The organism is Streptomyces sp. NPDC050161, assembly GCF_044460025.1.
Lineage (GTDB): Bacteria > Actinomycetota > Actinomycetes > Streptomycetales > Streptomycetaceae > Streptomyces.
The window spans coordinates 486615-512928 of record NZ_JBITJM010000001.1 but is presented as its reverse complement, the minus strand read 5'-3'; the positions used below and the strand labels follow the sequence as shown (position 1 = coordinate 512928).

19 protein-coding genes are annotated in these 26314 nt (G+C 71.8%); 11 read left to right on the top strand and 8 right to left on the bottom strand.

The window, feature by feature from the left end; translation table 11 throughout:
• The first annotated feature begins 164 nt into the window (after positions 1-164).
• The 5 genes from ACIBK8_RS02250 to ACIBK8_RS02230 all read left to right on the top strand — a co-directional run bounded on the left by ACIBK8_RS02250 (position 165) and on the right by ACIBK8_RS02230 (position 6858).
• The gene (locus ACIBK8_RS02250) at positions 165-695 is read left to right on the top strand and encodes a hypothetical protein (RefSeq protein ID WP_399039594.1); all 531 of its coding nucleotides are present in this window, start codon (positions 165-167) and stop codon (positions 693-695) included.
• 74 nt (positions 696-769) lie between these two features.
• A complete protein-coding gene (locus tag ACIBK8_RS02245) occupies positions 770-2443 on the top strand; it encodes an alpha/beta hydrolase (RefSeq protein ID WP_399039593.1) in 1674 nt (557 codons plus the stop codon).
• 3 nt (positions 2444-2446) lie between these two features.
• Positions 2447-2983, top strand: coding sequence for a hypothetical protein (locus ACIBK8_RS02240; protein WP_399039592.1), 537 nt, complete (start codon positions 2447-2449; stop codon positions 2981-2983).
• 78 nt (positions 2984-3061) lie between these two features.
• Positions 3062-4960 carry an ABC transporter ATP-binding protein gene (locus tag ACIBK8_RS02235; RefSeq protein ID WP_399039591.1) on the top strand — a complete coding sequence of 633 codons (1899 nt, stop codon included), beginning with the start codon at positions 3062-3064 and terminating at the stop codon, positions 4958-4960.
• Positions 4957-6858 (top strand): ABC transporter ATP-binding protein, encoded by a 1902-nt coding sequence (locus ACIBK8_RS02230; RefSeq protein ID WP_399039590.1) that lies wholly within the window; start codon positions 4957-4959, stop codon positions 6856-6858. The genes ACIBK8_RS02235 and ACIBK8_RS02230 overlap by 4 nt, the downstream gene beginning before the upstream one ends.
• 58 nt (positions 6859-6916) lie before the next feature.
• Here ACIBK8_RS02230 and ACIBK8_RS02225 read toward each other — a convergent pair whose 3' ends face one another.
• The 8 genes from ACIBK8_RS02225 to ACIBK8_RS02190 all read right to left on the bottom strand — a co-directional run bounded on the left by ACIBK8_RS02225 (position 6917) and on the right by ACIBK8_RS02190 (position 16141).
• Positions 6917-8143 carry an ATP-grasp domain-containing protein gene (locus ACIBK8_RS02225; protein WP_399039588.1) on the bottom strand — a complete coding sequence of 409 codons (1227 nt, stop codon included), beginning with the start codon at positions 8141-8143 and terminating at the stop codon, positions 6917-6919.
• Between the two features lie 14 nt (positions 8144-8157).
• A complete protein-coding gene (locus tag ACIBK8_RS02220) occupies positions 8158-9375 on the bottom strand; it encodes an ATP-grasp domain-containing protein (RefSeq protein ID WP_399039587.1) in 1218 nt (405 codons plus the stop codon).
• Between the two features lie 14 nt (positions 9376-9389).
• Positions 9390-10346, bottom strand: coding sequence for a cupin-like domain-containing protein (locus ACIBK8_RS02215; protein ID WP_399039586.1), 957 nt, complete (start codon positions 10344-10346; stop codon positions 9390-9392).
• 36 nt (positions 10347-10382) lie between these two features.
• A complete protein-coding gene (locus ACIBK8_RS02210; RefSeq protein WP_399039585.1) occupies positions 10383-11075 on the bottom strand; it encodes an alpha/beta hydrolase in 693 nt (230 codons plus the stop codon).
• A 43-nt stretch (positions 11076-11118) separates the two neighbouring features.
• Complete coding sequence (locus ACIBK8_RS02205; protein WP_399039584.1) at positions 11119-11718, bottom strand: GNAT family N-acetyltransferase; 600 nt, start codon at positions 11716-11718, stop codon at positions 11119-11121.
• Positions 11715-13391: an AMP-binding protein gene (locus tag ACIBK8_RS02200; protein ID WP_399039583.1), complete on the bottom strand. Its 1677-nt coding sequence runs from the start codon at positions 13389-13391 to the stop codon at positions 11715-11717. Before ACIBK8_RS02200 ends, ACIBK8_RS02205 begins: the two co-directional genes overlap by 4 nt.
• Positions 13392-13485: 94 nt before the next feature.
• A complete protein-coding gene (locus ACIBK8_RS02195) occupies positions 13486-15249 on the bottom strand; it encodes a hypothetical protein (protein WP_399039581.1) in 1764 nt (587 codons plus the stop codon).
• A 208-nt stretch (positions 15250-15457) separates the two neighbouring features.
• Positions 15458-16141 (bottom strand): DUF899 family protein, encoded by a 684-nt coding sequence (locus ACIBK8_RS02190; protein ID WP_399039580.1) that lies wholly within the window; start codon positions 16139-16141, stop codon positions 15458-15460.
• Positions 16142-16348: 207 nt separating this feature from the next.
• Between ACIBK8_RS02190 and ACIBK8_RS02185 the strand changes: the two genes are divergently transcribed.
• From ACIBK8_RS02185 to ACIBK8_RS02160, 6 genes are all read left to right on the top strand, one after another.
• Entirely contained in the window at positions 16349-17008 is a 660-nt protein-coding gene (locus tag ACIBK8_RS02185) for a DUF4328 domain-containing protein (protein ID WP_399039579.1), read from the top strand.
• Between the two features lie 110 nt (positions 17009-17118).
• Positions 17119-18288, top strand: a complete 1170-nt coding sequence (locus ACIBK8_RS02180; RefSeq protein WP_399039578.1) for a methyltransferase — start codon at positions 17119-17121, stop codon at positions 18286-18288.
• Positions 18289-18332: 44 nt separating this feature from the next.
• Positions 18333-20135: an ABC transporter transmembrane domain-containing protein gene (locus tag ACIBK8_RS02175; protein WP_399039577.1), complete on the top strand. Its 1803-nt coding sequence runs from the start codon at positions 18333-18335 to the stop codon at positions 20133-20135.
• Complete coding sequence (locus ACIBK8_RS02170) at positions 20132-22012, top strand: ABC transporter ATP-binding protein (protein WP_399039576.1); 1881 nt, start codon at positions 20132-20134, stop codon at positions 22010-22012. The genes ACIBK8_RS02175 and ACIBK8_RS02170 overlap by 4 nt, the downstream gene beginning before the upstream one ends.
• A 295-nt stretch (positions 22013-22307) precedes the next feature.
• Positions 22308-24332 carry a M4 family metallopeptidase gene (locus ACIBK8_RS02165; protein WP_399039575.1) on the top strand — a complete coding sequence of 675 codons (2025 nt, stop codon included), beginning with the start codon at positions 22308-22310 and terminating at the stop codon, positions 24330-24332.
• Between the two features lie 286 nt (positions 24333-24618).
• Positions 24619-26247, top strand: a complete 1629-nt coding sequence (locus tag ACIBK8_RS02160; protein ID WP_399039574.1) for a M4 family metallopeptidase — start codon at positions 24619-24621, stop codon at positions 26245-26247.
• The last annotated feature ends 67 nt before the right edge of the window (positions 26248-26314 follow it).

Here is a 26314-nt window from a genome sequence, read left to right as displayed (position 1 = left end):
TGACTGTCCGGCATGCCGCGCGGCCGGGGCGCACACGCCACGGGGCGCACCGGGAAGCGCGCCGCCCGTCCCGCCGCGCGCACCGGGAGGGCACGCCGGAAGCCGCTGTCACCAGGGCGTTGCTATTGTCGGGGCGCAATCTGGACTCGGGGGAAGGCAACAGGATGTCGTCCAAGACATCCGTCGATCCGGGAGAGCTGCGCGCCGCCGCACACGCGGAGGACGCCATCTCGGATGACATGACGGACAAGAACCGCAAGGCCCTCAGCAGCACCAAGGACGCCGCGGCGTCACTCAAGGGCTGGTCGCTCGCGCAGGCGCTGCTGGCCACGGCCGACAGCTGGCAGCCGTCGCTGAACGGCATGCACAAGCGCGCCAAGACCGGCGCCACCAACCTTCGGACCTGCGCCGAAGGCCATGACTGGAACGACACCGCGACGTCCGCGGACTTCGAGAACACCGATGGCCTGACGCAGTCGGCGCCGCAGACCCTGGCCGCGCCCGCCGGCGGCGGCATCGGCGGACCCGGCGCCGTCGGCTCCGAAGGCACCTCGCCGCTGCCGGCGCCGCCCGCCTTCCTGGACCGGGGCAACACCACGCGTCCCGCCCGCGATCCCGGCGCGCAGTGGACCGCCGACGACATGCGGAACGCCGAGCCCATGCCGATGCCGACCGCCGATTCCCCCTTCGGGTGAGAGACGGAAAGCCATCCGTCGAGAGACGGAAAAGCCATCCGTCACCCGCTGTTGCCACAGGGAAGTAAACACAAGTGACCAGCGACTATTCGCGACTGCTGAAGCAGGATTTCTCGGACTGCGACGAAGCATCGGCGGCCTGGCACAGGCTGTCCACCCATATGGACGAGCTCAACGACCGGCACCGGACGAAAGTCACCGGGCCGCTGCACGCCAACTGGTCGGGGGACGACGCCGATGCGGCGCTCTTCTACCTGGAAGACCTGGAGAGCCGCTTCGGCATCGTCCGCACCGAAGCGATGGCGATATCCGAAACCATCGCCCAGGGCGCGGCCAAGATGCTGCTCGCACAGAGCCATCTGCGCAGCACCGTCAAGGAAATCGAGAGCGAGAACTTCTTCGTCGACGACGAGGGCGCCGTCCACCCGCCCAAGGGCCGGGAAAAGGAGCAGGAAGGCGAGACCAGGCAGGATCGGCTCGATCTCTTCACCAAGCTGGAGAACTACCAGATCGAGATCAACGACTGCATCGCGCGGGCGCGGGACGCCAGCGACGAGGCGGCCAAGGCGCTGGGGCGGCTCAGCGGCGACATCCTCCAGGGCAACATCGACGACGCGGCGGGCGAGGCGCGCGACGACGTCAAGCAGGTCTCCAAGGACCTGAACATCGATATCGGCAAGCCGTATCCGCCGAACGACCCCAAGGACGCCGCGGAATGGTGGAAGAACCTTCCTGAGGGCCAGCGGGAGTCCTATGCGGCGCTCCATCCGGAAATCATCGGCAGGACCGACGGACTGCCGTCCGCGACCCGGGATGACGCCAACAGGCTCGCGCTGGAGCAGGAGTTGAGCGCGATGGAGAATTACGAGTACCACGACAAGTACTCCACCGACGACTACAACAAGCGCCTCAACAACATGCAGACCCTCCAGACGGAACTGGACAAGCGGGACGGCATCACCGGCGAAAAGCAGCTCTACGTGCTCGGGTTCGACTCCGAGGGCGACGGAAAAGCCATTCTCGCCATGGGGAATCCGGACACCGCGGACAATGTCGGGGTGAGCGTTCCCGGCACGTCGACGACGATGGAATCCACCGAGGGACAGCTCGGCCGGATGGACAAGCTGCAGAACGCCGCGGGGGACGCCGACCCCGGCGCGAAGACGTCCATGGTCTATTGGCTCGGATACGACGCTCCCGAGATCCCCGGATCCCAGGCGGGCAATCTGGACGTCGCCGGCACCGGGCGGGCCGAGGACGCCGCGCCCGACCTGCGGAACTTCACACACGGACTGCGCGCTTCGCACGAGGGCGAACCCGCCAACCTCAGTGTGCTCGGGCACAGTTACGGCTCCACCGTGGTCGGCGCCGCGGCCTCGGACGGCGGCGGCCTGGACGCGGACAACATCGCGGTGGTCGGCAGCCCCGGCATGACCGTCGACAAGGCCGAGGACCTGAACATCGATCCCGACCACGTCTACATCGGCCTGGCCCAGGACGACGGGATCAAGAACGCCGCGGGCATGACCCTGGGGCCCGATCCGTCCCAGGAAGCCTTCGGCGGCCAGCGGTTCAAGGTGGACACGCACGGACACAGCGGCTACTGGGACGAGACCGACCACGGGCCGAGCCAGAGCCTCGCCAACCAGGGCAAGGTCATCGCCGGGGTCACCCCCACCCCGTCCCCGAAGGAGCCGCCCCCGGGCGACACGGGCCGCCCTGACATTCCGATGGGACCGCACCCGTAACCCATGACAGCCCACCGCACGAAGGCCGTTCGGTCCTTCACCCTGATCGCCCTGACCGCCCTGCTCACGGGAGCCTGCATGTCCCAGCCGTCCGAGAACGCCAACGCCCCGCTGCCGCGGAAGAGCCGGGAGGACACGCTGGCCTGGGCCAAGCAGTACACGGCGACGATGGCCCACCACGCGCAGGTGGACATCGCCGATGACCCGGCGCCCCGCACACACTTCGAGGCGTGCATCGGCAAGAACGACGAGGTGGCGGACGACGGCAGGTTCACCCTCAGCTACGCCACGTACGCCCGCGTCCCGGCCGGTGAGCAGATCGCAGCCGTCAAGAAGCTGCGGAAGGCGCTGAAGAGCCAAGGTGTGGACGTCTCCGACTACTCGGAGGACCCGCAGCGGCCGGCGGTCACGCTGTACGGGAAGAACACCAAGGAGCGCTTCCTGATCGTCGCCGACACCGTGAAGCCCGCCAACACCCTCCGGCTGGAGGTCAGTACGGCCTGCTTCCTCCCGCCCGGGAGCGAACAGCAGAAGTTCTGACCGTCGTCGCGGCGGGTCGGCGGGCCCGGCGGAAATCCACGTGAGCGTTGTCAGTGGTCGCCCTTACTCTCACTGACGATGGCTGCTGCAACGAGTACACCGACGCGTTCCCCGTCCGGCGGACCGGACGGGCACTCCGCCGTGCGTTCCCTGCTGCGGCTGTGGCCCTTCGTCCGGCCGGTGCGCGGGCGGCTGGCCACCGCCGCGGTGGTGGCCGTGGTCGCCTCCTGCGTCGCGCTGGTCATTCCGCTGGTGCTGAAGTGGCTGGTGGACGGCCCGGTGGCGGAGGGGGATCCGGGCGGGGTGTGGCTGGGCGGCGGGTATCTGCTGCTGCTCGGGGTCACCGAGGCGGGCCTGTTCGGGCTGCGGCGCTGGCTGGTGGCCCGGCCCCTGGCCCGGGTCGAGGCGTCCATGCGCGAGGCCCTGTACCGCCACATCCAGCGCCTCCCGGTCGCCTTCCACGACCGCTGGTCCTCGGGACAGCTCCTGTCCCGCGCCACCACCGACCTCCAGATGCTGCGCATGTTCCTGGCGTTCCCGCTGACGTTCCTGATGGTCAACGGCGTCACGATCCTGGTGGGCTGCGCGATCCTGCTGACGCAGCAGTTCTGGCTCGGTCTCGTCCTGCTGGCGCCGGTGCTGCCGCTGATGGTGGTGTGCTCGGTGTTCGAGGCGAAGTACGCGCTCGCCGCCCGCCGGGCGCTGGACCAGGTCGGCGATCTGACGACGGTGATCGAGGAGTCCGTGCTCGGCATCCGGGTCGTGAAGGGCTTCGGGCGCCACCGCAGCCAGGCCCGCGCCTCCCGGCGGCTGAGCCACGAACTGCGGACCACCGAACTCCACAAGGCCCGGCTGCTCGCCGCGATCTGGGGAGCCATCACCTTCCTCCCCGAGCTGGCGATCGGTGCCGCCCTGGTGGTGGGCACGGTCCAGGTGGCGCACGGCGGCCTCTCGGCCGGCACCCTCGTCGCGTTCCTGTCGACGGCGCTCGCGCTGCGCTGGCCGGTGGACTCCATCGGTTTCCTGCTGGCGCTGAGCAACGAAGCGGCGACGGCCACCGACCGGTACTTCGAGGTGCTGGACGAACCGGCGGCACCCGCCGCACCGGAGCGGACACCCGGTGCCGGGGCCGGTGCCGGGGACGCGGCGCCCGACGGCGTGGGCGGGCTGGAGTTCGCGGGGGTCGAGTTCCGTTATCCCGACGCTCCTCCGGACGCGCCGCCGACGCTGCGCGGCATCGACCTGCACATCAGGCCCGGCGAGACGATGGCCCTGGTCGGCGCCACGGGCAGCGGGAAGACCACCCTCACCGCCCTGGTGCCGCGGCTCTACGACGCCACGGCCGGCCGGATCACGCTCGACGGGCGGGACCTGACCACGTTCACGCGGGCGGAGGCCCGCGCCCTGGTGTCGGTCGCGTTCGAGGAACCGACGCTGTTCTCGGCGACCGCGGCGGAGAACGTCCTCATGGGCGGCGAGCAGCTCCAGGAGAGCGATCTGCGCCGCGCGTTGGAGGTGGCCCAGGCCGACGGATTCGTCGACGCGCTGCCCGAAGGCTCCGCCACACAGGTCGGCGAGCAGGGCCTGAGCCTGTCGGGCGGCCAGCGGCAGCGGCTCGCGCTGGCCCGTGCCGTGGTCGGCAGGCCCCGCTTCCTGATACTCGACGACCCGCTCTCCGCGCTCGACGTGCACACCGAGGCGAAGGTGGAGGCGGCGCTGCGCACGGTGCTGGCGACCACCACCGCCCTGGTCGTCGCGCACCGCCCGTCCACGGTCCTGCTCGCCGACCGGGTGGCGCTGCTGTCCGGCGGCCGGATCGCCGCCGTCGGCACCCACCACGAACTGCTGCGCAGCCACCCCGAGTACGCCGCCCTGATGTCCGGCGCGGACGGCGCCGGGGAAGCGGAGCCGGCGGCCGGGAACCCGCCGCCGGCCGGCGGGGAAACGCCACGGCCCGACGGAGGCGACACCCGATGACGGCACCTTCCACGGACCTGCCGCCCGAGAGCCAGGACGACGGCCGGGGCCCCACGACGGCCGCCGCACACGGCGCCCCGCCGGACGGCGCGGCCGGGCCCGCGGCCGGTGACGCCTTCGAGCGGGACGCGCTGCCGGCCCCGGACGGCGCCTCCCGCGCCCTGCTGCGTTCGCTGCTCGCCCCGCACACCGGGCGCGTCCGGGTGGCGGCCGTCGTGCTGCTGCTCCAGCAGGCGGCGGTGCAGGCGGGGCCGCTGCTCGTGGCGTTCGCGATCGACCGCGCGGTGCCCGCCCTGCGCGCGCAGCACACCGGCCCGCTGATCGCCGTGGCGGTGGCGGCCCTGCTGTGCGCCGCGGCGTCCGGCGGGCTCCAGTACCTCTTCGTCAGGTGTTCGGCCAGGATCAGCCAGGACGTCCTGCTCGATCTGCGCGGCAGGATCTTCCGGCACGCGCAGGTGCTCAGCCTGGACTTCCACGAGCGCTACACCTCAGGCCGGCTGATATCCCGCGCGACGACGGACGTGGAGTCGCTGCGCGAACTCCTGGAGGAGGGCCTGGAAGAGCTGATCTCGGTCGGCCTGTCGACGGTGTACATCACCGCGATGCTGCTGTACCTGGACTGGGGTTCCGGCGCCGCGGCCCTCGTCTCGGCGGGCCCGCTGTATCTCCTCGTGGCGTCCTTCCGCCGCCGCTCCCAGCAGGTGTACGGCACGAAGTCATCGGCCATCGCCGCCGTCATCGTGAAGTTCACGGAGACGGTCAACGGCATCCGCCCGGTGCAGGCGTTCCGCCGGGAGCGGGCCAACGAGGCCGAGTTCGCCCGGCTGAACCACCGGCACCAGGGCGTCAACGGCGACGCGACCCTGGAGATGGCCCGCTATGTCGCGCTGTCCGGCCTGGTGGCCAACACCGCGGTCGCCGCGATCGTGCTCTGGGGCGCGTACCGGGTGGCCGCCGGCGGCCTGCCGCTGGGGGTGCTGGCCGCGGCCGTGCTGTATCTGCGCCGCCTGTACGACCCCATCGACCGGCTGGGCATGTTCCTCAACTCCTATGAGTCGGCGGCGGCTTCGCTCGGCAAGATCGCGGGGCTGCTCGCGCAGCGCCCGTCCGTTCCGGAGCCCGAGTCGCCCGCGGAGCTGCCGCCCGTCGCCGAAGGCCGCCCCGGCCGCACGGTCACCTTCGACGACGTCCGCTTCGCCTACCGCACCGGCGGCGAGGTGCTGCCCCGCTTCGCCCTGACGCTGGCCGCGGGCGGGACCACCGCCGTGGTGGGCTCGACGGGCGCGGGCAAGTCGACCCTCGCCAAGCTGCTGGCCCGCTTCTACGACCCGACCGAGGGCCGGGTCCTGCTCGACGGCGTCGACCTGCGGGAGCTGTCCGCCGCCGAGCTGCGCCGGGGCGTGGTGATGGTCACCCAGGAGGCGTTCCTGTTCTCCGGCACGGTCGCCGACAACATCGCCATCGGCCGCCCCGACGCCACCCGCGCGCAGATCGAGCAGGCGGCCAGGGCGATCGGCGCACACGACTTCATCGCCGCGCTGCCGGACGGTTACGACACGGACGTCCGCAAGCGCGGCGGCCGAATATCCGCGGGCCAGCGGCAGTTGGTCGGCTTCGCGCGGGCCCTGCTGGCCGACCCGGCGGTGCTGATTCTGGACGAGGCGACCAGCTCGCTGGACATTCCGGGCGAGCGGGCGGTGCAGCGCGCCATGGACACCGTGCTGCGGGGCCGTACGTCCGTGGTGATCGCGCACCGCCTGTCGACGGTGGAGATCGCCGAGCGGGTGCTGGTCATGGCGGACGGCCGGATCGTGGAGGACGGCACCCCGGCCGCCCTGATCGCCGGCCGGGGCCGCTTCGCCGCGCTGCACCGGGCCTGGCGGGACAGCGTGGGGTGAGCGGGCCCCCGGGGCGGCCGGTGTGATCGCGCAGGCCACCCGGGACGCATCCCCCGGCTCACACGTCCGGCGCGCTCCAGCCGTAGACGAAGCGCAGCATGCCGGTCGCCTCGCGGGCGCGGCTCACCGCCTGCCGGGGCGAGTCGCCGACGGCGATGACACGGCCGGAGCGGTCGAAGTTCTGCCGGACCGTGGGCTGCGGGCTCCCCGGCTCCTTCAGCAGCGTGACGGCGTGGACGTGGGGCAGGTCGCGGACCTGCTCGACGCCGTGCACGTCCAGCAGGGTGTGCGTCGCCGGTCCGGAGGGGGCCGCGTACCAGGCCGCGGCGCTGCGGTCGTGGACGGTCTCCCGGGGCAGCAGGGCGCCGATGTCCTCGCCGATGCTCTGGCGGGCGACCAGGTCGTACATGTCCACGCCGGTGGAGAGGTGGACGAGATCCATGATGGCGTCCCCGCCGATCCGGTTGTGCATCTCGATGATGCGCGGCCCGCGGTCGGTCAGCATGACCTCGGTGTGCGAGGGGCAGTCGTGGAAGCCGAAGGCGTCGAGGACGCGGGTGACGTACGCGGTGACGGCGGCGTGCTCATCGGGGGCGAGCGGGGCGGGCACGACGTGGCCACGCGAGACGAACGTCTCGGCGTCGGTGAACTTGCGGGTGACGGCGACGATGCGGTGCCGGCCACCGGTGGAGAACGCCTCGACGCTCAGCTCCCTGCCGTCGAGGAACTCCTCGACGAGCACCCCTCGTTCGATGTGTGCGGAGCCGACCCGGTGCAGTGCCGCCTCGATGTCCTCGGGGGTGCCGATGCGCGAAACCCCCACGCTGGCCTCGGTGTCCACCGGCTTGACGATGCACGGCAGGCCGATCTCACCGACGGCTTCCAGGACGGCCTGCCGGCCGCGGGCGTAGGTGTGCCGGCAGCTGGGGATGTCGTGCTTGTCGAGGATCTCCCGCATTTTCGCCTTGTCCAGCACCCGGTGGAACAGGTCGAGGTCGACCGTGGAGGGGATGCCGAGACGTGCGCTGACGGCGTGCACGATGGGGTAGGTGTGCTCGTTGTGCGCGGCGACGGTGTCGAAGGGCGCGCTGCGGTGCAGGGCCTCGGCGATGTCGGCCCACAGGCCGTCACCTGCGCCGTCGTCGAGGATCACCACATGGGCGTACGGGCCGGTCGCGTCCTCGCGCCTGGCCCTGGCCCGCGGGACGAAGAGCACCAGTTCGTGGCCCTGGTCGCGAAGCCGTTCGTGGCACATCCTGTTGGTGCCGATCACGAGAACTCGCATGGTCACTCCTTGACTTACCGTGCCGCGGTGCCGGTGAGCGGCACGGCGTCCACGCGGACGAGGTCGCGCGCCGCCTCGGCCCTGGCCACGGCGTCATCCGTGCTGTCGCCGGCGCAGAGCACGTAGCCCTGGCGGGAGTCGGATGAGACGAGGGGGCCGAGCTGCCGGCCGGGCCGCAGGGTGCACACCGCCCGGATGACGCCGGGGGCGCGCTCGGCGTCGGGGACGCCGTCGACGTGCCGGATGCGGACGTTTTCGTGGGAGAAGAAGCGGATGGCAGCCGCGCGGGCCTTCGGGACGCGCGGCGGGTCCGGCAGGCCCAGCAGGGCGGAGAGGGTCTCGGTGATCTGATCGGCTCCGCTGACCAGCTGGCACATCTCCCAGATCTGGTCGCCGCCGACGCGGGTCTGGGCCTCGATGAGGCGCGGGCCGTTCGGGGTGCGGCGCAGCTCGCTGTGGACCGGTCCGGTCCGCTGGCCGATGAGGTCGAGGAACTGCAGGACGAGCTTCTCGATCGCGTCCCGGTCACCGGCGTCGAGGCGGGCGGGGGCCTGGTGGCCGAGTTCCACGAAGCCGGGTGAGCCCGTGGTCATCTTCTCGGTGACCATGACGACCTCGTGCCTGCCGTGCCGGGAGACCGACTCGACGCTGTACTCGGGTCCGGTGAGGAACTCCTCCGCCAGCACCGGCTCCCGGCCGGCCACGGCCGCGGTCCAGGGCCAGCGCTCGGCGAGCTGCCGGGCGGACCCGACGACGTAGACCCCTTCGCTGAGGCCGCCCGACGGTGGCTTGAGCACGAGGGGCTGCCCGTCGAGCTCGTCCAGGAAGGCGGCGGCGTCCGATACTGCGGTGCACAGGCGGTGGCGTACGGGGCTCAGGCCGTGCCGGTCGAGCAGCGCGCGGGTCCTGGTCTTGTCGCGGGTGGCGAGGACGGCGGTCAGGTTTCCCCCGGGAACGCCCAGGTCGATCGCGATCCGGGAGGCGGGCTCCAGGCCGTACTCGGTGAAGGAGAGCACGGCGTCGAAGGGGTCTGCGGCGTGCCAGTCCCGGGCGAGCGGAAGGACCTCGTCCAGGTTCCGGTAGTCCAGGACGGCGTACCGCGCGGCGGCTGCGGCGTGCGCCTCGTTCGCCCGCTCCGGGATCTGGATCATCGAGTGGCGCAGGTTCAGCGCCGCCGCCTTGGGCAATTCGTGGCCTCGGCCGCCGACCAGCAGGATGTGCTGTTGCCTCATGGGCTCTTTCTACCTCACTGACGCAGCCGGGACAGGTCGATGTCCATCCGGTCGGCCAGGGCCCTGGCTCTGGCGATGACGACGTCGAACAGCTCGGAGTGGGTGACGCGCAGCTCGTCCGGGTTGAGGGCGAGGGCCAGCAACTCCCCGATGCGCTGGCGGATGTGGGCGCCGAGGTGGGCCTGGTCCAGGCATTTGCGGCCGAGTCCGATGGAGTCGCTGAGCAGCTCGATGCGGTGGAACCACAGCGCGGGGAGGTAGAGCACGTCGCCCGGCCGCAGGACGAAGCGCATCAGCCGGGTGTCGGGGGAGGCGCACAGCGCGTCCAGTTGCGCCGCGCCGCCGGGCCCCGGCAGCAGTTCGGCGCCGGGGCCCATGATGTGCCAGAGCTTCTCACCGACGATCTGCGCGTGCATGACGTCGACGGAGTACGCGTCCTGGTGCAGGCGGGTGATGCCGCCCTGCTGGCCGATCCACAGCTGGTGGTTGGTGGAGGCGGCCTCGCCGTACAGGTCGCGCCGGAAGTCGTACTGGGCGATGTCCAGTTCGGGCAGGTCGTCGGCCAGCTCGGGGGCGACGGTCCGGTAGTACCACTCCTGGAGGTAGAGCGGGTCGGCGCCGCTGCCCGCGCTCGCCTCCAGCCGGGTGACGAACTCTCCGAAGGTGGTCAGGCGCGCGGCCTCGCTGCGGTAGCTGTCGACCACGACCGGGACGTCGGCGCAGCGGTCGGCGAGGTTCTGGAAGGTCCAGTGGCGTACGGACGGCCAGTCGGCGGCGTAGCCGTCCAGCACGACCGGGCGGCCCCTGAAGCGGTACTCCCGCTCGAACTCCTCCCGCGTCAGGCCGCTGCGGCGCTCCAGCTCCGGGGCGGAGTCGAGAAGCCCGGCCAGCGGGCCGGAGCGGAAGGCCGCCGCCACCGTCTTCAGGGCGTCGATGTCACGTCGTTTGAGCAGGTTCCGCTCGGTCTGCATGGCGATGCGCCTCCCGGGTGCGGGCGTGGGTGGGGGTCAGGCGGCGAGCAGCCGCAGCACGGCGTGCACGGCGTCGTCCCGCAGGGATTCCTGGCCTGGCAGCCAGCGGTGGACGAAGTGGTCGCAGTCTTCGAGCCAGACGACCTCGGCGGAGCGGGCGCTGCGGGCGTGGTCGAGGTACCCCTCGATGACCTCGGGCGGGCAGACCTGGTCCTGGCGGGCGCCGAAGATCAGCAGATCGCCGTCGAACCGGCGCAGGGCGGCGTACGCGGGCGAGTCGGGGTGGTTGGCGGGGCGGACCAGGCTGCCGTCGAAGGGCAGGTCGGCGGCGTGCGCGGGGTAGGTCGCCGGGCAGAACAGCACCAGGGCGCGGGGACGCAGCTCCGGCACGGTCCAGGCGGCGAGGTGAGCGCCCATGCTGGTGCCGATGAGCACGGGCGGCCCGTTCTTCGCCAGTTGGCCGGCCGCGGCCAGGGTCTCGGTGCGGCGACGGCACAGGGTGGACCGGGTGAGCGCTCCGGTGCTGTCGCCGTTGCCGGAGAAGTCGAAGGTGAGCGAGGCGTGTCCGTGGTCCGCCAGTGCGTCGAGCAGGTAGCGCACCCGGTGCCGGGTCGCGGTGGTGCCCAGGCCGTGCAGGGCCAGGATCCGTGGCTCCGCCCCGTCGGCTCCCGTGATCTTTGTCGCCGCCAGGCGCTCTCCGGCGGCTTCGATGACGAACTCGTGCTGCACTGTGTGCCCTCCCCCTGTGGACGTGCTGCCGTGGTGGTGAGGTTCAGCTGCCGGCGCCGGTCGCCTCGAACCGTTCCTTGCGTACGGCGGGCCACTCGTCACGCAGGATGCTGTAGTAGACGATGTCGCGGCGGCGCCCGCCCGGCATGAAGTTGAAGCTGCGCAGGACGCCTTCCTCGGTCGCTCCGATGCCGGCCAGGCCGGCCCGCGCCCCGGCGTTGCGCACGTCGGTCTTGAACTCGACCCGCGCACAGCCGAGTTCGCCGAACGCGTGGTGGAGCAGGGCCAGCTTGACGGCCCGGTTGACGCCGGTCCTGCGGGCCCCCGCGTACAGCCACGACCAGCCGATCTCCAGCCGGCGTTCGGCCGCTGACAGGTTGCCGTAGGCGGTACTGCCGACGATCCGCCCGGTGGCGTTGTCGAGGACGGCGAACACGATGCGGGTGCCGGTCAGGGTGTCCCGGATCGCCGTCTCCATGAACGTGTGCAGGTCGTCCCGCGTCGCGATGCGCTGCACGAAGTGGCGCCAGATCTCCGGCTCGTACGCGATCTCGGCGAAGGCATCGGTGTCGGCGATGCGGATGCGCCGCAGGGTCACCCGGTCGTTGGCCAGCTCCAGTTCGGCCAGCTTGTCCCAGCTCACTTCTGCTCGTCCTCCGCTCGTCCGTCGTGTGGCGGGCCGGCCGCCGCCGTCACCAGCACCGGTGCGTCGCCGACGGTGCCGTCGTTGTAGATCCGGTGTTCCGCGTAGGCCCGTTCCAGGTCTCCCGCGTAGCGGGCGCCGATCGGTGTCCGCATCAGCTTGTACTGGGCGTTCAGCAGGCCGTTCTCGATGGAGAACGGCTCGTGGGCGATGACGGCGGCGAAGAGGCGCTGCTCGTAGCGGAGTTCTTGGTTCAGTTTGGCCAGGTCGCGGGCGAGCGCCTCCCCGTCGAGGTCGGGGGCGGCCGGTGAGACGACCGCGGTGAGGTAGGGCCTGCCGTCGCCGAAGACGGCGCAGTCGTGCACCCCCGGCAGCTCGCGGAGGCGTTCCTCGACGAGGGGCACCAGGATGTTGAGTGCTCCGCTCAGGGTGACGGTGTCGTCGACGCGGCCGTCGATGTAGAGGAAGCCGTCCTCGTCGACGTGGCCGATGTCGTAGGTCTTCACCTCGCCGGTGGGTAGGAACACCCGCTCGTTGGCGCCGGGCGCACACCAGGTGTAGCGGGTGTTGACGGGGTGGCTGCTGCCGACGATGAGGATGCCGTCCTTGTCGAAGCGGATCCGCTTGTGGGGCAGGACCCGGCCGACGCTGCCGACCCGGAAGGCGCCGGGGTGGTTCTTGGTGACGATGCACGTCTCGTTGAGGCCGTAGCCCTCGTGGAGGGGGACGCCCGCGTCGTGGAAGAAGTGCAGGACCTGGCGCCCTGCCGGGGCGGATCCGGTCCACAGGTAGCGGATGCGGCCACCGAGCGCCTGCTGGATCGCCGCCCCGCGGCCCGCCGGGTCGGCGGGAATCCCGTCGGCCTCCAGCCGGGTCATGAGCTGCCCGTAGAACCCGGGCACCCCCATGATCACGGTCGGGGAGACCGCGTGCGCCGTCTCCACCGCGGTGACCCGGTCGGCGAGGGTGACGTCGTGGCCGTGGGCGAGGGCCGAGTAGATCCAGTAGCGCTGCTGGAGGAACCGGACGGGCAGGAAGACCAGCAGGTTGTCGCCGTCGCGGTGGTCGAACATCTCCTGCACGGCGGCCAGCGACCGGTTGACGCTGGCGACGGTGGCCTCGATGCCCTTGGGCGGCCCGGTGCTCCCGGAGGTCTGCTTGACCGCGCAGATGTCGGCCGGATCGTAGCCGGGGTGGGGCGGCAGCGCGGGCGCGTCGGCCGGGGTGCCGACCGTGTCGAAGGCCCAGGCGTGGACCTGCGCGATGTCGTGCACCGCGCCCGAGGCGTCGCCGGCGTGGTGGGGGTCGCCGGTGAACAGCAGGCCGAGGCCGAACTCGGCGAGTACGGCGGCGGGTTGGTAGCGGTCCGGTTCGATTCCGGCGGTCACCGCGCCGAGCTTGAGCGCGGCGAGGTCGAGCAGCACCCACTCGATCCGGTTGGGCGCCATGACGCCGACCCGGTCGCGGGCGCGGATGCCGAGCGCGTGGAGCCGGGCGGCCACCCGGACGGCAGCCGCGTCGAGGTCGGCGAGGCTCAGCGAGCGGATCTCACCGTCCTCGCGGTAGTGGATGCGGTGCCGGGTGTCCTGGCAGGCGGTCCCGGCGACGGTGTTGACGACGTCGGCGACCGGTACGGGAGGGCCCGGGTCCTGGCCCGCGGTCTGCTCGGTCATACGGGTGTGTCCTCCTCGGGAGGTGGCGGCGGGCGGGCACGGTCGCGCGCCGTGGTGTCGGGCCGTGGCGGCGCCGCCGGGAGCGCGGCGGCGGTCAGCCGGGTACGGGCAGGGCCCCGGTGCCGAGGGGGTACGCGTCCAGCCGCTGCCACCCCCGCGACAGGTACCAGTCGCGGTCGAAGCCGCCCATCGGGCGCACGGGCAGGGTGCCGTGCTCGACGCCGTCCGCGAGGGTCCGCCACAGTTCGTCGACGAGCGAGCAGTGGCGTACGGCCTCCCGGAGTTCTCGCAGGGTGTAGGCCGGGCGGTCGGTGCGGACCAGCCGGATGTCGTAGCAGCCGCGGAAGCCGTGGCCGAAGACGGTGAACGGGGGGTGCCATGCCTGGGCGCCGGGGGCGCGGATGGAGAAGCGCACCCGTGAGGCGGTGTGGCCGCCGTGGTGGTGCTCGGCGTGCTCGGTGATGTCGGGCACCTGCGGCGGAAAGAAGTAGTGCCGTTTCTCGGGAATGGCCTCGCGGTCGAATTCGCCGGGGGCGAAGTGCCAGCGGTTGTACATCATGCGCTGGGCGGCCCGCCACAGGATGCGGGCGGTTTCCTCGCCGTCCCCGGCCATGCGGGTGGGGTGGGGCAGGCAGCAGCAGACGAAGTCGGCCTTCTTGAGTTCCAGCACCCCGTCGGGACCGCCGGGCCCGGCGCCGCGCAGCCGTGCGAGGTCGCGGACGGAACTGCTCATGCCGTAGTCGGAACCGGTGGCGTGGACGGCGGAGAGCACGAGGGCGGCGAGGAGTTCCCCGACGGCACCGTGCCCGGCCCGGGGCCCGGCGTCCGCGGCTGCCTGCGCGTCGCGGAGGGTGGCCGCGACGGCGAGGGAGCGCAGGTCGTCCCGTACCCGTCCGGTCGGCTCGACACCCAGGTGGGCGCGGCCGTGGCGGGCGATCAGCTCGGGCAGCGCGTGCGGGTCGCGTGGCTGCGGGAAGTCGGCCAGGTACTCGTTCTTCGCGAAGGTCAGGCCGTTGATGCGGCGGTAGCGCATGAGGGGCGAGTGCCGGTCGACCTCGCTCTGGAGGGCGCGGACCTCATCGGCGAGATCCAGCAGCGGCATACCGCCGGGATTGCACGGCGGGCGTCCGATTGCGGCGCGGTAATGCGCGTGGCGGTCCAGCAGATATTGGCGGAGCCCGGTCGCCGAAAGCTGTACGCCGTTGAACTCCTCGAAGCGGACGGAACGGCCGCTGCGGAACAGGCAGTGCGCAAGGACGACGAATAACCGGTCCGCCCGGTGCCAGGTTTCGACCGGGCGTTGCCGGAGATTCGCCAGGCGGCCTTCCCGCGTCAAGGTGTTGCTGCCGGCGTCGGACTTCGAGAAGACCTCGCGCCCCACGAATATGTAAACCGTCTCGACGCGTTCGACCCAGTCGGCCAGCCGGATCAGCCGGTGATCGAGTTCCCCTTTCTCCTCCCAACTGCGGAGTATGGCGTCGACCTCGTGGAATGCGGCGGCTTCCCGCGCCTGGGCGGACCGTTCCTCCTCGTCGACCATGTCCAGGACCTCGGGCGGCACCCGCATCCAGGCGAGCGGCTCCGGAGCGGATTCCCGCAGCTCACCGGGCTTCCAGAGGGAAATACCGAAGAGGGCGGAGCGGGTCACCGGTATGAGGTCGGCGTCGGGATCCGGGTCCGCGACGCATTCGACGTCGGTCCTGCCGAGCACGTACTGGACGAGCAGCGCCTCCCACACCGTCAATCTGCGGCAGGCCAGCCGGAAGGGAATTCGGCCCTTGCTGGTCAGCTCGCCGAGCAGCCAGCTCGATGCCTCCTGTGAACGTAATACGGCAGTATCCGATCCCGACAAAAGCATGAAGATCCCCTGCCGTTCGGCAATGAAACGCCTCAATGGAATCAGCGGAAACTGGTGAGCAGCCTGACAGAACAGCGCTCATCGTGACAACGGCCCGTTACGGCGTATACGCAGTTTTCGGCCGTTCCCCTGCGCGTGCGAGCGAGCGGAAAAGATCAGTTCCCAAGAATTCGATCAAGAAGCCGTTCCTTCGTACGCACCGCGGAGATCAGTAGTCGACGCTCGGGTACCAGTCGCCGCGGCCCTGCGGGGTCAGGTCGAGGAGGTGCCAGACGGGTGCCAGGAGGTCGATGCCGCGCTCGTCGATGTCCTCGGCCAGGCGGGGGTGGGCGGAGTAACGGTGGCGGACCGTGCCGTCCGCGTCGCGGGTGAAGACGGAGACGGTGGAGTCCTGCTCACCGTCCTCGTCCTCACTGCCCAGGTCGTACTTGAACGTGCTGTCGCCGCAGCTCAGCAGCCGCAGCCGGGACCAGCCGCGGTTGCGGGCGTGCTGCCGCAGGACGGGCGGTTCGGCGGCAGCGGCGATGACGAAGTCGGCGTTGCGGGCGACGTGGTGGGCGATGCCCTGGAAACCGTCGATCCACAGGGTGCACATCGGGCAGGGTTCGGTCTGCCGCTTGCCGTACATGAAGTGGTAGACGATCAGCGGACGGTCCGGGGCGGTGAAAAGACCGCTCAGGGTGACCTCGCGGACCGGTGTGTCACCGGCGTCGAGTCCGGCGGGGCCCTCGATGAAGACGTAGTCGCCGACGGGCGGCCCCTGCGGTAGTGCCCGTCGCTGTGCCGCGACCTGCTCGCGGTGGCGCATGAGGTCGATCTCGGCCCGCCGCAGCTCTTCGCGGGCGGCGAGGTGGTCCGCCGATTCCCCGGCCAGTCGGGTCTGCCGCAACATCGCGTCCTCCTGGGGTGGCCTCCCCACTCCCGAGCCCTCGTCTCCCCCGGCCCGGCCCTTCAAGTCTATGGCGGCACGGTGGGAGCGGTACGGTCCGCGCGGCCGACGCAGGTCCATATCCGGGCACTTCGCGCGTCAACCGGCCGACGGGGCAGGCGTGCTGGCCCTGCCTGGCGTCCCCGGCCGCGCGTGCGCCAGGATGACCCGGTGAACGATCACATAGCGCCGCCGTCCCTGCAGCCGGTCCGCGGAGCGGCCCGCTGCGCCATCGCCGCCCTCGCCCTCGCCGCAGCCGCCTGGGGGCTCCGGGGAGCGTGGCAGATCCGGCTCGCCATGTCCGGGATGCCCGCTTCCGGGCCGCCGGACCAGGGCGACGGCAAGCACCGCCCGCTGACCTCCCTGGAGAACGCCTACCACTTCGTCAGCACCCTGGGAGACGCCGCCACGGTGCTCTGCGCGCTCACCTTCCTGATCTGGCTGCTGCGCGTCCAGGCCAACGCCCGCACCCTCTCGGGAAAGCCGCCGCGCTACGCCTGGCCGTGGGTCTACGCGGGCTGGATCGTGCCCATCGCGAACCTGTGGGTGCCGCGCGGCATCATCGCCGACATCCACCGTGCGAGCGCCCCGGACGAGCGGCTGCCGCACGTCGTGAACTGGTGGTGGGGCCTGTGGCTGGTCGGCCTGCTGAGCGGTCTCGGCCTGAATTCCACGGACTCCACTGACGGCGTCATCGCCCGCGCCTACGAGGGCGTATCACCGCTCCTGGCATCCGACGCCGCCGTCGTCGGCGCAGCGCTGACCGCCATCTTCGTCGTCCGCGCTCTCACCACGGCACAGCAGCGGCACACCGGCGCATCCCTGGGGTAGGCACCGGGCCTCCGGCACGGGGCTGCGCCGCAGCGCCGCTGAACGGCTGCCCCCCGCAGCCCCCGGCCCCGCCGCACCCCCGTGCCGCTCTCGGCTAGCCTGAGTCCACGATGAACCGTTTCACGACGTCATGGGGTGCGTTCGACCTCACCCGCTTCCCCGAGGACCCCCGCGACACGCTCCGCGCCTGGGACGCCGCCGACGCGTACCTGCTCCAGCACCTGGCCGAGATCGAGGCCGGGGGCGAAGCCGAGACCGGGGCCGGTACCGGCCCCGGCGCCACCGTCGTCCTCGGCGACCGGTGGGGCGCGCTGGCGACCGCGCTGGCCGCGCGGCGTCCCGTGCAGATCACCGACTCGTATCTCACGCAGCGGGCGACGGTGGCGAATCTGCGGCGCAGCGGTGTTGACCCGGAGGCGGTGGGGCTGCACTCCGTGCTGGACGCGCCGCCGGAGCGGATCGACCTGTTGCTGGTCCGCGTGCCCAAGAGCCTCGCGCTGCTGGAGGACCAGCTGCGCCGGCTGGCACCCGCCGTGCACGCCGGTACCCGCGTCGTCGGCGCGGGCATGGTCACCGAGATCCACACCTCGACGCTGAAGCTGTTCGAGCAGATCATCGGGCCGACCAGGACCTCCCTCGCCGTCAAGAAGGCGCGGCTGATCTTCTGCACCCCCGACCCCGGGCTCCCCCGCGTCCCCAGCTCCTGGCCGCGCAGTTATCCGCTGCCCGCGGACGTCGGGATCGTCTCGGGCCGTACGGTCACCAATCACGCCGGCATCTTCTGCGCCGACCGGCTCGACATCGGCACCCGCTTCCTGCTGGCGCACCTGCCCGCGCCCCGGGGCGGCCGGGTGGTGGACCTCGGCTGCGGCAACGGCGTGGTCGGTACCGCGATGGCGCTGGCCGACCCCGGGGCCGAAGTGACCTTCATCGACGAGTCGTTCTCGGCGGTGGCGTCGGCGCGGGCCACCTTCGCGGCGAACGCGCCGGCCGACGCGAAGGCCGAGTTCGTCGTCGGCGACGCGCTGTCGCAGGTGCCGGCCGGTTCGGTGGACCTGGTCCTCAACAACCCGCCGTTCCACAGCCATCGCGCGACGTCCGACGCGACCGCCCGCAGCATGTTCGGCGGGGCGCGGGCCGCGCTGCGCCCCGGCGGCGAACTGTGGGTCATCGGCAACCGCCACCTCGGCTACCACGTACGGCTGCGCCGCCTCTTCGGCAACTGCGAAGTGGTCGCTTCCGACCCGAAGTTCGTGATCCTGCGGGCCGTCAGGCGCTGACCCGGCCCCTCTTGGTGCCGGATCGCCTCGCATAGGGTGCGGGCATGAGCGCCCCTGCTTTGGACCTGTGGGACGCGCCGGAGCCGGGCATATCCGGCCGTGGGGCGGCGGGCCCCGGCGTGCCCGACCACCGCGGCCCCGCGCGCTATCTGTGGTGGCTGACCCGCAGCCAGCTGCGCCGGGTCGCGGCCGGTGCGACGTTCGGCAGCCTGTGGATGGTCGGGCTGATGCTGCCGCCTTACGTGCTGTCCCGCGCCATCGACGAGGGTCTGGCGCCCGGCAGGACGGGGTCGTTGCTCGGCTGGAGCGGTGTCCTGCTGGCCACCGGGGTGCTGAACGCCTTCCTCGCGATCATGCGGCACCGCACCATGACCAAGATCCGGATGGACGCCACCTTCCGTACGGTGCGGGTCGTCGTGGCGCACACGCTGCGACTGGGCGCCGCGCTGCCGCGCAAGGCGACGGCGGGCGAGGTGGTCACCATCGGCGTCGGGGACGTCGCCGTGATCAGCCAGACGCTGACCCTGACCGGGCCCGGCGTCGGCGCCGTCCTCGCGTACGGGGTGGTGGCCGTCCTGCTGCTGTCGGTGTCGGCGCTGCTCGCCGTGCTGGTACTGCTGGGAGTGCCGCTGCTCGCGGTGCTGGTGGGGCCGCTGCTGGGGCGGTTGCAGGGCGCCGAGTCCCGCTACCGCGAACGGCAGAGCGGTCTGGCCGCGCGGCTGACGGACCTGGTCGGCGGCCTGCGGGTGCTGGGCGGGCTCGGCGGCAAGGAGGCGTTCGCCGCGCGGTACCGCCGGGAGTCGGACGCGCTGCGCGCCGAGGGGTACCGGGTCGGCGCGGTGACCAGCTGGATCCAGGCGCTCGGGGTGGGCCTGCCGACCCTGTTCCTCGCCGCCGTGACCTGGCTCGCGGCCCGGATGGCGGCCCAAGGCGCGCTGAGCGTCGGCGAGTTGGTCGCCGTGTACGGCTATACGGCGGCGCTGGTGATCCCGGTGACGTTCTTCATCGAAGGCGGCTACGACCTCACCCGGGGCCTGGTCGCCGCCCGCCGGGTGACACGTTTCCTGGACCTGGAGCCACCGGCCGACGGCGGGGCCTGCGGCGGCACGCCGGACGGTCCCGCGGTGCCGTCCGCGCTGCGCGACCCGGAGTCGGGTGTCGAGGTGGTGCCAGGGGAGCTGACCGCGCTGGCCTCGGCACGTCCCGCCGATTCGGCAGCGGTGATCGACCGGCTCGGCGGCTTCGCGGAGCCGTCCGCCACGTGGGGCGCGGTACGCGTCGACGACGTCGATCGCGCGCGGCTGCGCGAGCGGATCCTGGTCGCCGACAACGAGGCGGAGCTGTTCGCCGGCACGCTGCGCGAGGTGATCTCGGGACGCCGCGAACGGGAGGCCGCGGCCGTGGCCGATGCCCTGCACTCCGCCGTCGCCGACGACATCGTGCGCGGGCTGCCGGACGGTCTGGACTCGCCGGTCGCGGCGGGCGGACGCAATCTCTCCGGTGGGCAGCGGCAGCGCGTCCGGCTGGTGCGGGCGCTGCTGGCCGACCCCGAGGTACTGCTCGCCGTGGAACCTGCGTCGGCCGTCGACGCGCACACCGAAGCGGCCATCGCGGCCCGGCTGCGCGCCGCGAGGTCGGGCCGTACGACCGTCGTCACCAGCACGTCGCCGCTGCTGCTCGACCGCGCCGACACCGTGTACCACCTGGTCGGCGGCCGGGTCGCGGCGGTCGGCAGCCACCGTCAACTCCTCGCGTCTCAGCCGGAGTACCGCAGGCTGGTGGCGCGCGGCGATGACGACGCCGGGGCCGCGGAACCGGACGGCGTACAGGTCGAGGAGGCCAGGTGAGCGGCGGCCGGGAGACCGCACCGGAGGGCGCGCTGCCGGTGGCGGGACCGCGCAGGACCCGGCGCGCCGCGCTCGGACTCGTCCGCAGGGACGGCCGTGCCTTCGCCGCGCTGCTCGCCCTCAACGCGCTGGCGGCGGCGGCAGGTCTCGCCGGTCCCTGGCTGCTCGGCAGGATCGTCGACACCGTGCGGGCCGGTGGCGGCACGGGCGCGGTGGACCGGCTGGCGCTGGTGCTCCTGGTCTGCGCGGTGGCCCAGTTGCTGCTGGCGCGGTATGCGCGCTATGTCGGCCACCGGTTCGGTGAGCGGACGCTGGACCGGGTGCGTACGGAGTTCGTCGACCGCGCGCTGGTGCTGCCCGCCGCGGTCGTGGAGCGGGCGGGTACCGGGGACCTGACGGTGCGCGGCACGACGGATGTCGCCACCGTCGGCAGGACGCTGCGCGACGCGGCGCCCGAGGTGTCGGTCGCCGCGGTCCAGGCGCTGTTCCTGCTCGGTGCCGTGGTGCTGCTCGATCCGCGGCTCGGCGCCTGCGGCCTGGGCCTGCTGGGCGGTTGGTTCGCCGTCCGCTGGTATCTGCGCCGGGCGCGGGAGGCGTATCTGGCGGAGGGCGCGGCCCAGTCGGCGCTGGCCGAGCTGCTGGCCGCGACGGCGGCGGGCGCCAGGACCGTCGAGGCGCTCGGCCTCCAGGAGCGCCGTGCGGCGGCCTGCCAGGAGGCGGTCGAGCGCTGCCGGCGCACCCGGTTGCGGACGCTGTTCCTGCGCAGCGTCCTGTTTCCCGCGGTGGACGTCTCGTACATGGTGCCGGTCGTGGGGGTGCTGCTGACAGGCGGGGCGCTGCACGGCTCCGGGGTGGTGAGCCTGGGGGTGGTGGTGTCGGCCGCGCTGTATCTGCGGCAGGTGTATGCGCCGATGGACACCGTCCTGCTCTGGGTGGAGCAACTGCAGAGCAGCGGCGCCGCGTTCGCGCGGGTCGAGGGTGTCGGCGCGGCCCTGGAAGCCGCGGACGGCACGGGTTCGGGGAAGCCCGGCCCGCCCCGTACCGCCCGCCGTACCCCGCAGGTCCCGTCGCCCTCGCCCGCCGACGGCCACCGCTACGGCCCGTACGGTTGTGCCGGAGCCGCCGACCGCATCGACGTCACCGGTGTGCGCTACGCCTACCCCGGCGGCTCCGGTGACGAGGTGCTGCGCGGCGTCGATCTGAGTGTGCGGCCGGGCGAACGGCTCGCGCTCGTCGGTCCTTCCGGCGCGGGCAAGTCCACGCTGGGCAGGCTGCTCGCCGGGGTGGACGCGCCGAGCGGCGGTGCGGTGACGGTCGGCGGGGTGCCGGTCGCCGGTCTTGCGCCCGAAGTCCTGCGGCGGCAGGTGGTCCTGGTGACCCAGGAGCACCATGTGTTCCTGGGGACGGTCCGGGACAATCTGCTGATCGGCGCCCCGGCAGCGGCCGACGCCGAGTTGCGGGCCGCGCTCGCCACCGTCGGCGCGGACTGGGCGGCGCGGCTGCCCGCCGGTCTGGACACCGAGCTGGGGGCCGGCGGTTTCCGCCCGGACGGCGCGCAGTCCCAGCAACTCGCGCTGGCACGGGTGCTGTTGGCGGATCCGCACACGGTGATCCTGGACGAGGCGACGGCGCTGCTGGATCCGCGGACCGCCCGGCACGCCGAGCGCGCGCTGGCCGCCGTGCTGGCGGGCCGTACGGTCATCGCCATCGCGCACCGGCTGCACACCGCGCACGACGCGGACCGGGTGGCGGTCATGGAGGCGGGCCGGCTGGCCGAACTGGGCACCCATGACGCGCTCGTGGCGGCCGGCGGCGCCTACGCGACGCTGTGGCATTCCTGGCACGGCGACAGCGAGCTGCCGTCCCCGCGCGCCTGAGCAACCGGCTCGCCCGCCGGGTTTTCCCGCCATCTGTCCGTAATCCGGAGGTGAATTCCGAGCAACGGACGGTTTCCGGCCATTTAGTTGAAGAGACCCTGACAACGACGGCGGGACGGTGGGACTCTTCCCCGCAGCCGCCACGCGGACCCCACGGCTCACCCGCGCGGCAGTCGGCACCACGTCTCCCCCCACACGCTCCATGTGTTCTGCCTCGCTCTGCCCGGACGGCCCCCCGCCGCCCGGTCCCCCTCGGCAGCGGCCACTCCGCCGCAGCCCAGCAGAAGGAGTCAGCGTGAGACGCACCCCCCATCGGCGCGCCGTAGCGACCGGCGCGCTGGTCGCCGTCACGGCGATGCTGGCCGTCGGCGTACAGGCCACCGCCGGCACGGCAGCCACCCCGCAGCCCGGCACCGAGCACGCCGAGCCGGCCCCCGGCGCCCTGCCCGCCCCGCTCTCCCCGTCCCAGCGCAGCACGTTGATACGGGACGCCGGCGCCGCCACCGCGGCGACGGCGAAGCAGCTGAAGCTCGGCGCCCAGGAGAAACTGCTCGTCAAGGACGTCTCGAAGGACGCCGACGGCACCACCCACACCCGCTACGCACGCACCTGGGCCGGACTCCCGGTGCTCGGCGGCGACCTGGTCGTGCACGAGAGCAAGGCCGGCGCGGTCAAGGGCGTCACCAAGCCGCTGCGCGCCAAGTTGACGGTGCCGACGACGACCGCGAAGGTCACGCCGTCCGCCGCCGCGTCCAAGGCCGTCAAGTCCGCGCAGGCGCAGGGCTCGGAGAAGACCAAGGCCGACCAGGCGCCGCGCAAGGTGGTCTGGGCCGCCGACGGCACCCCGCGGCTGGCGTACGAGACCGTGGTCGGCGGCCTCCAGGACGACGGCACGCCCAACGCGCTGCACGTCATCACCGACGCCACCACCGGCGCCCGGATCTTCCAGTACCAGGGCATCGAGAACGGCATCGGCAACAGCGAGTACAGCGGCAAGGTCACGCTGGGCACGTCGGGTTCGGGATCCTCGTACACGCTGACCGACAACGGGCGCGGCGGGCACAAGACCTACAACCTCAACCACGGTTCGTACGGCACCGGCACCCTGTTCACCGACGCGGACGACACCTGGGGCGACGGCACGCCGCAGAACGCCCAGACCGCCGCCGTGGACGCCGCCTACGGCGCCCAGGAGACCTGGGACTACTACAAGAACGTGCACGGCCGCACCGGCATCCGCGGCGACGGCGTCGCCGCGTACTCCCGCGTCCACTACGGCAACAGCTACGTCAACGCCTTCTGGGACGACAGCTGCTTCTGCATGACGTACGGCGACGGCAGCGGCAACGCCAGCCCGCTGACGGCGCTGGACGTGGCGGGCCACGAGATGTCGCACGGCGTGACCGCGGCGACCGCGGGGCTCATCTACAGCGGTGAGTCCGGCGGCCTGAACGAGGCGACGTCCGACATCTTCGGCACCGCGGTGGAGTTCTACTCCGACACCGCAGAGGACCCGGGCGACTACCTCATCGGCGAGAAGATCGACATCAACGGCGACGGCACCCCGCTGCGCTACATGGACAAGCCCTCCAAGGACGGCGCGTCGGCCGACTACTGGTCGAGCAGCGTCGGCAACAAGGACGTGCACTACTCGTCAGGCGTCGCCAACCACTTCTTCTACCTGCTGTCCGAGGGCAGCGGCGCCAAGGACATCGGCGGCGTGCACTACGACAGCCCGACCTACGACAACAAGCCGGTGCCCGGCATCGGGCGGGCCAACGCCGAGAAGGTGTGGTTCAAGGCGCTCAGCCAGTACATGAGCGCCAACACCAACTACGCGGCGGCCCGTACGGCCACTCTGAAGGCCGCGGCCGACCTGTTCGGCCAGGGCAGCGCGTCGTACAACACCGTCGCCAACACCTGGGCGGCGGTGAACGTCGGCTCCCGGGTCGACGACGGCACCGACCCCGGCGGCGACAACGTCTACGAGAGCACCGGCGCGGTGCGGATCCCCGACGGCGGCGCGGCGGTGACCTCGCCGATCACGGTCAGCCGGGCGGGCAAGGCGCCCAGCGGTCTGAAGGTGTCGGTGGACATCACCCACTCCTACCGCGGTGACCTCGTCATCGACCTGATCGGGCCGGACGGTTCGATCTACCGGCTGAAGAACGCGAGCACGTCGGACGGCGCCGCCGACGTCAAGCAGACCTACACCGTCAACGCCTCGGCGCAGGCCGCCACCGGCACCTGGAAGCTGAAGGTGCAGGATCTGTACCGCTACGACTCCGGCACGCTCAACGGCTGGAAGCTGACGTTCTGACGGTCCGACGGCACCGGGCGGCCACTTCGGTGTGGCAGTCCTGAGTCCCGACCCCCGTCACACCACAACTGAACTGCACAAACAGCGAGTTGGGCGCCGCTTCCGGAATGTCGGAGGCGGCGCCCGACTCCGTTATACGGACAGCGATCTTCTCTCTACGGACGATTTTCGGCCAACCTTGCCCGGCCCTCCTGACATGCACGCGTTCGAATGGCAGTCTTCCCGACGCACGTCACACCCGCATCGCTTTGCACCCCCACCACTTGGCAAAGTTGAAGGAGCACGCGTGACCCCCCGCATATCCCGTAAGACCCGCGTTACCGGTACCGTCGTCGCCGCCGCGGCCCTGCTCGCCGCCGGCATCACCGCCGGCAGCGCAGGCGCCTCGCCCGCGCAGACCGACCAGAGCGGTGCCCCCCTGAAGCTCACCGCTTCGCACCGCGCCGAGCTGCTCCGCGACGCGAGCGCGACCAAGGCGCAGACCGCCAAGGAACTGGGCCTGGGCTCCCAGGAGAAGCTGGTCGTCAAGGACGTCATCAAGGACGCCGACGGCACCACCCACACCCGCTTCGACCGCACCTACGCCGGACTCCCGGTGCTGGGCGGCGACATGGTCGTGCACACCGCCAAGGGCGGCGCCATCAAGAGCACCACCAAGTCGACGCAGAAGACCATCAAGGTCGCCTCCCTCACGCCGAAGATCGCCGCGTCCGCCGCCGCGAAGAGCGCGCACGGCACCGCCGCCAAGTCCATCAGCGCGAAGCAGACCGGCGCGCAGGCCGCGAAGAAGGTCGTCTGGGCCGCCTCCGGTTCGCCGGTCCTGGCGTACGACACGGTCGTCAAGGGCGTCCAGAAGGACGGCACCCCCAGCCGGCTGCACGTCATCACCGACGCCAACAGCGGCAAGAAGCTCTTCCAGTACGACGAGATCCACACCGGCAAGGGCGAGAGCGAGTTCAGCGGCAGCGTCGAGCTCGGCACCACCAAGGAGGGCAGCGGCTACACGCTGACCGACGGCGGGCGCGGTGGCCACAAGACCACCAACCTGGAGAACGCCGAGGACGGCGAGGGCAAGGCATTCACGGACGACGACGACAACTGGGGCACCGGCAAGCCCGACGACCCGCAGACCGCGGCCGTCGACGCGCACTACGGCGCGGCCGAGACCTGGGACTACTACAAGGAGGTGCACGGCCGCACCGGCATCAAGGGCGACGGCAAGGGTGCCTCCTCGCGCGTCCACTACGGCGACAACTACGTCAACGCCTTCTGGGACGACAGCTGCTTCTGCATGACGTACGGCGACGGCGAGGGCAACAAGGCCCCGCTCACCGCCATCGACGTCGCGGCACACGAGATGTCGCACGGTGTCACCTCCGCCACCGCCAACCTCACCTACAGCGGCGAGTCCGGCGGTCTCAACGAGGGCACGTCGGACATCTTCGGCACCTCGGTCGAGTTCTACGCGAACAACAAGTCCGACCCGGGTGACTACCTCATCGGCGAGAAGATCGACATCAACGGTGACGGCACCCCGCTGCGCTACATGGACAAGCCCTCCAAGGACGGCCAGTCGCAGGACAACTGGGACTCCAGCACCGGTGGTCTCGACCCGCACTACTCGTCGGGTGTCGCCAACCACTTCTTCTACCTGCTGTCCGAGGGCAGCGGCGCCAAGGAGATCGGTGGCGTGAAGTACGACAGCCCGACCGCCGACGGCTCGAAGGTCGAGGGCATCGGCCGGGACAAGGCCGAGAAGATCTGGTTCAAGGCGCTCACCGAGTACATGACCTCGAACACCGACTACAAGGCCGCCCGCGAGGCGACCGTCAAGGCCGCCACCGACCTGTACAAGGCCGGCAGCGCCGAGGTCAAGGGTGTCGAGGCCGCGTGGAACGGCGTCGCCGTCAAGTAACGCCGCACACCACGGCGTTCGGAACACCATCGACCGCTCCGGGGTATCCGTGACGTGACCCGGAGCG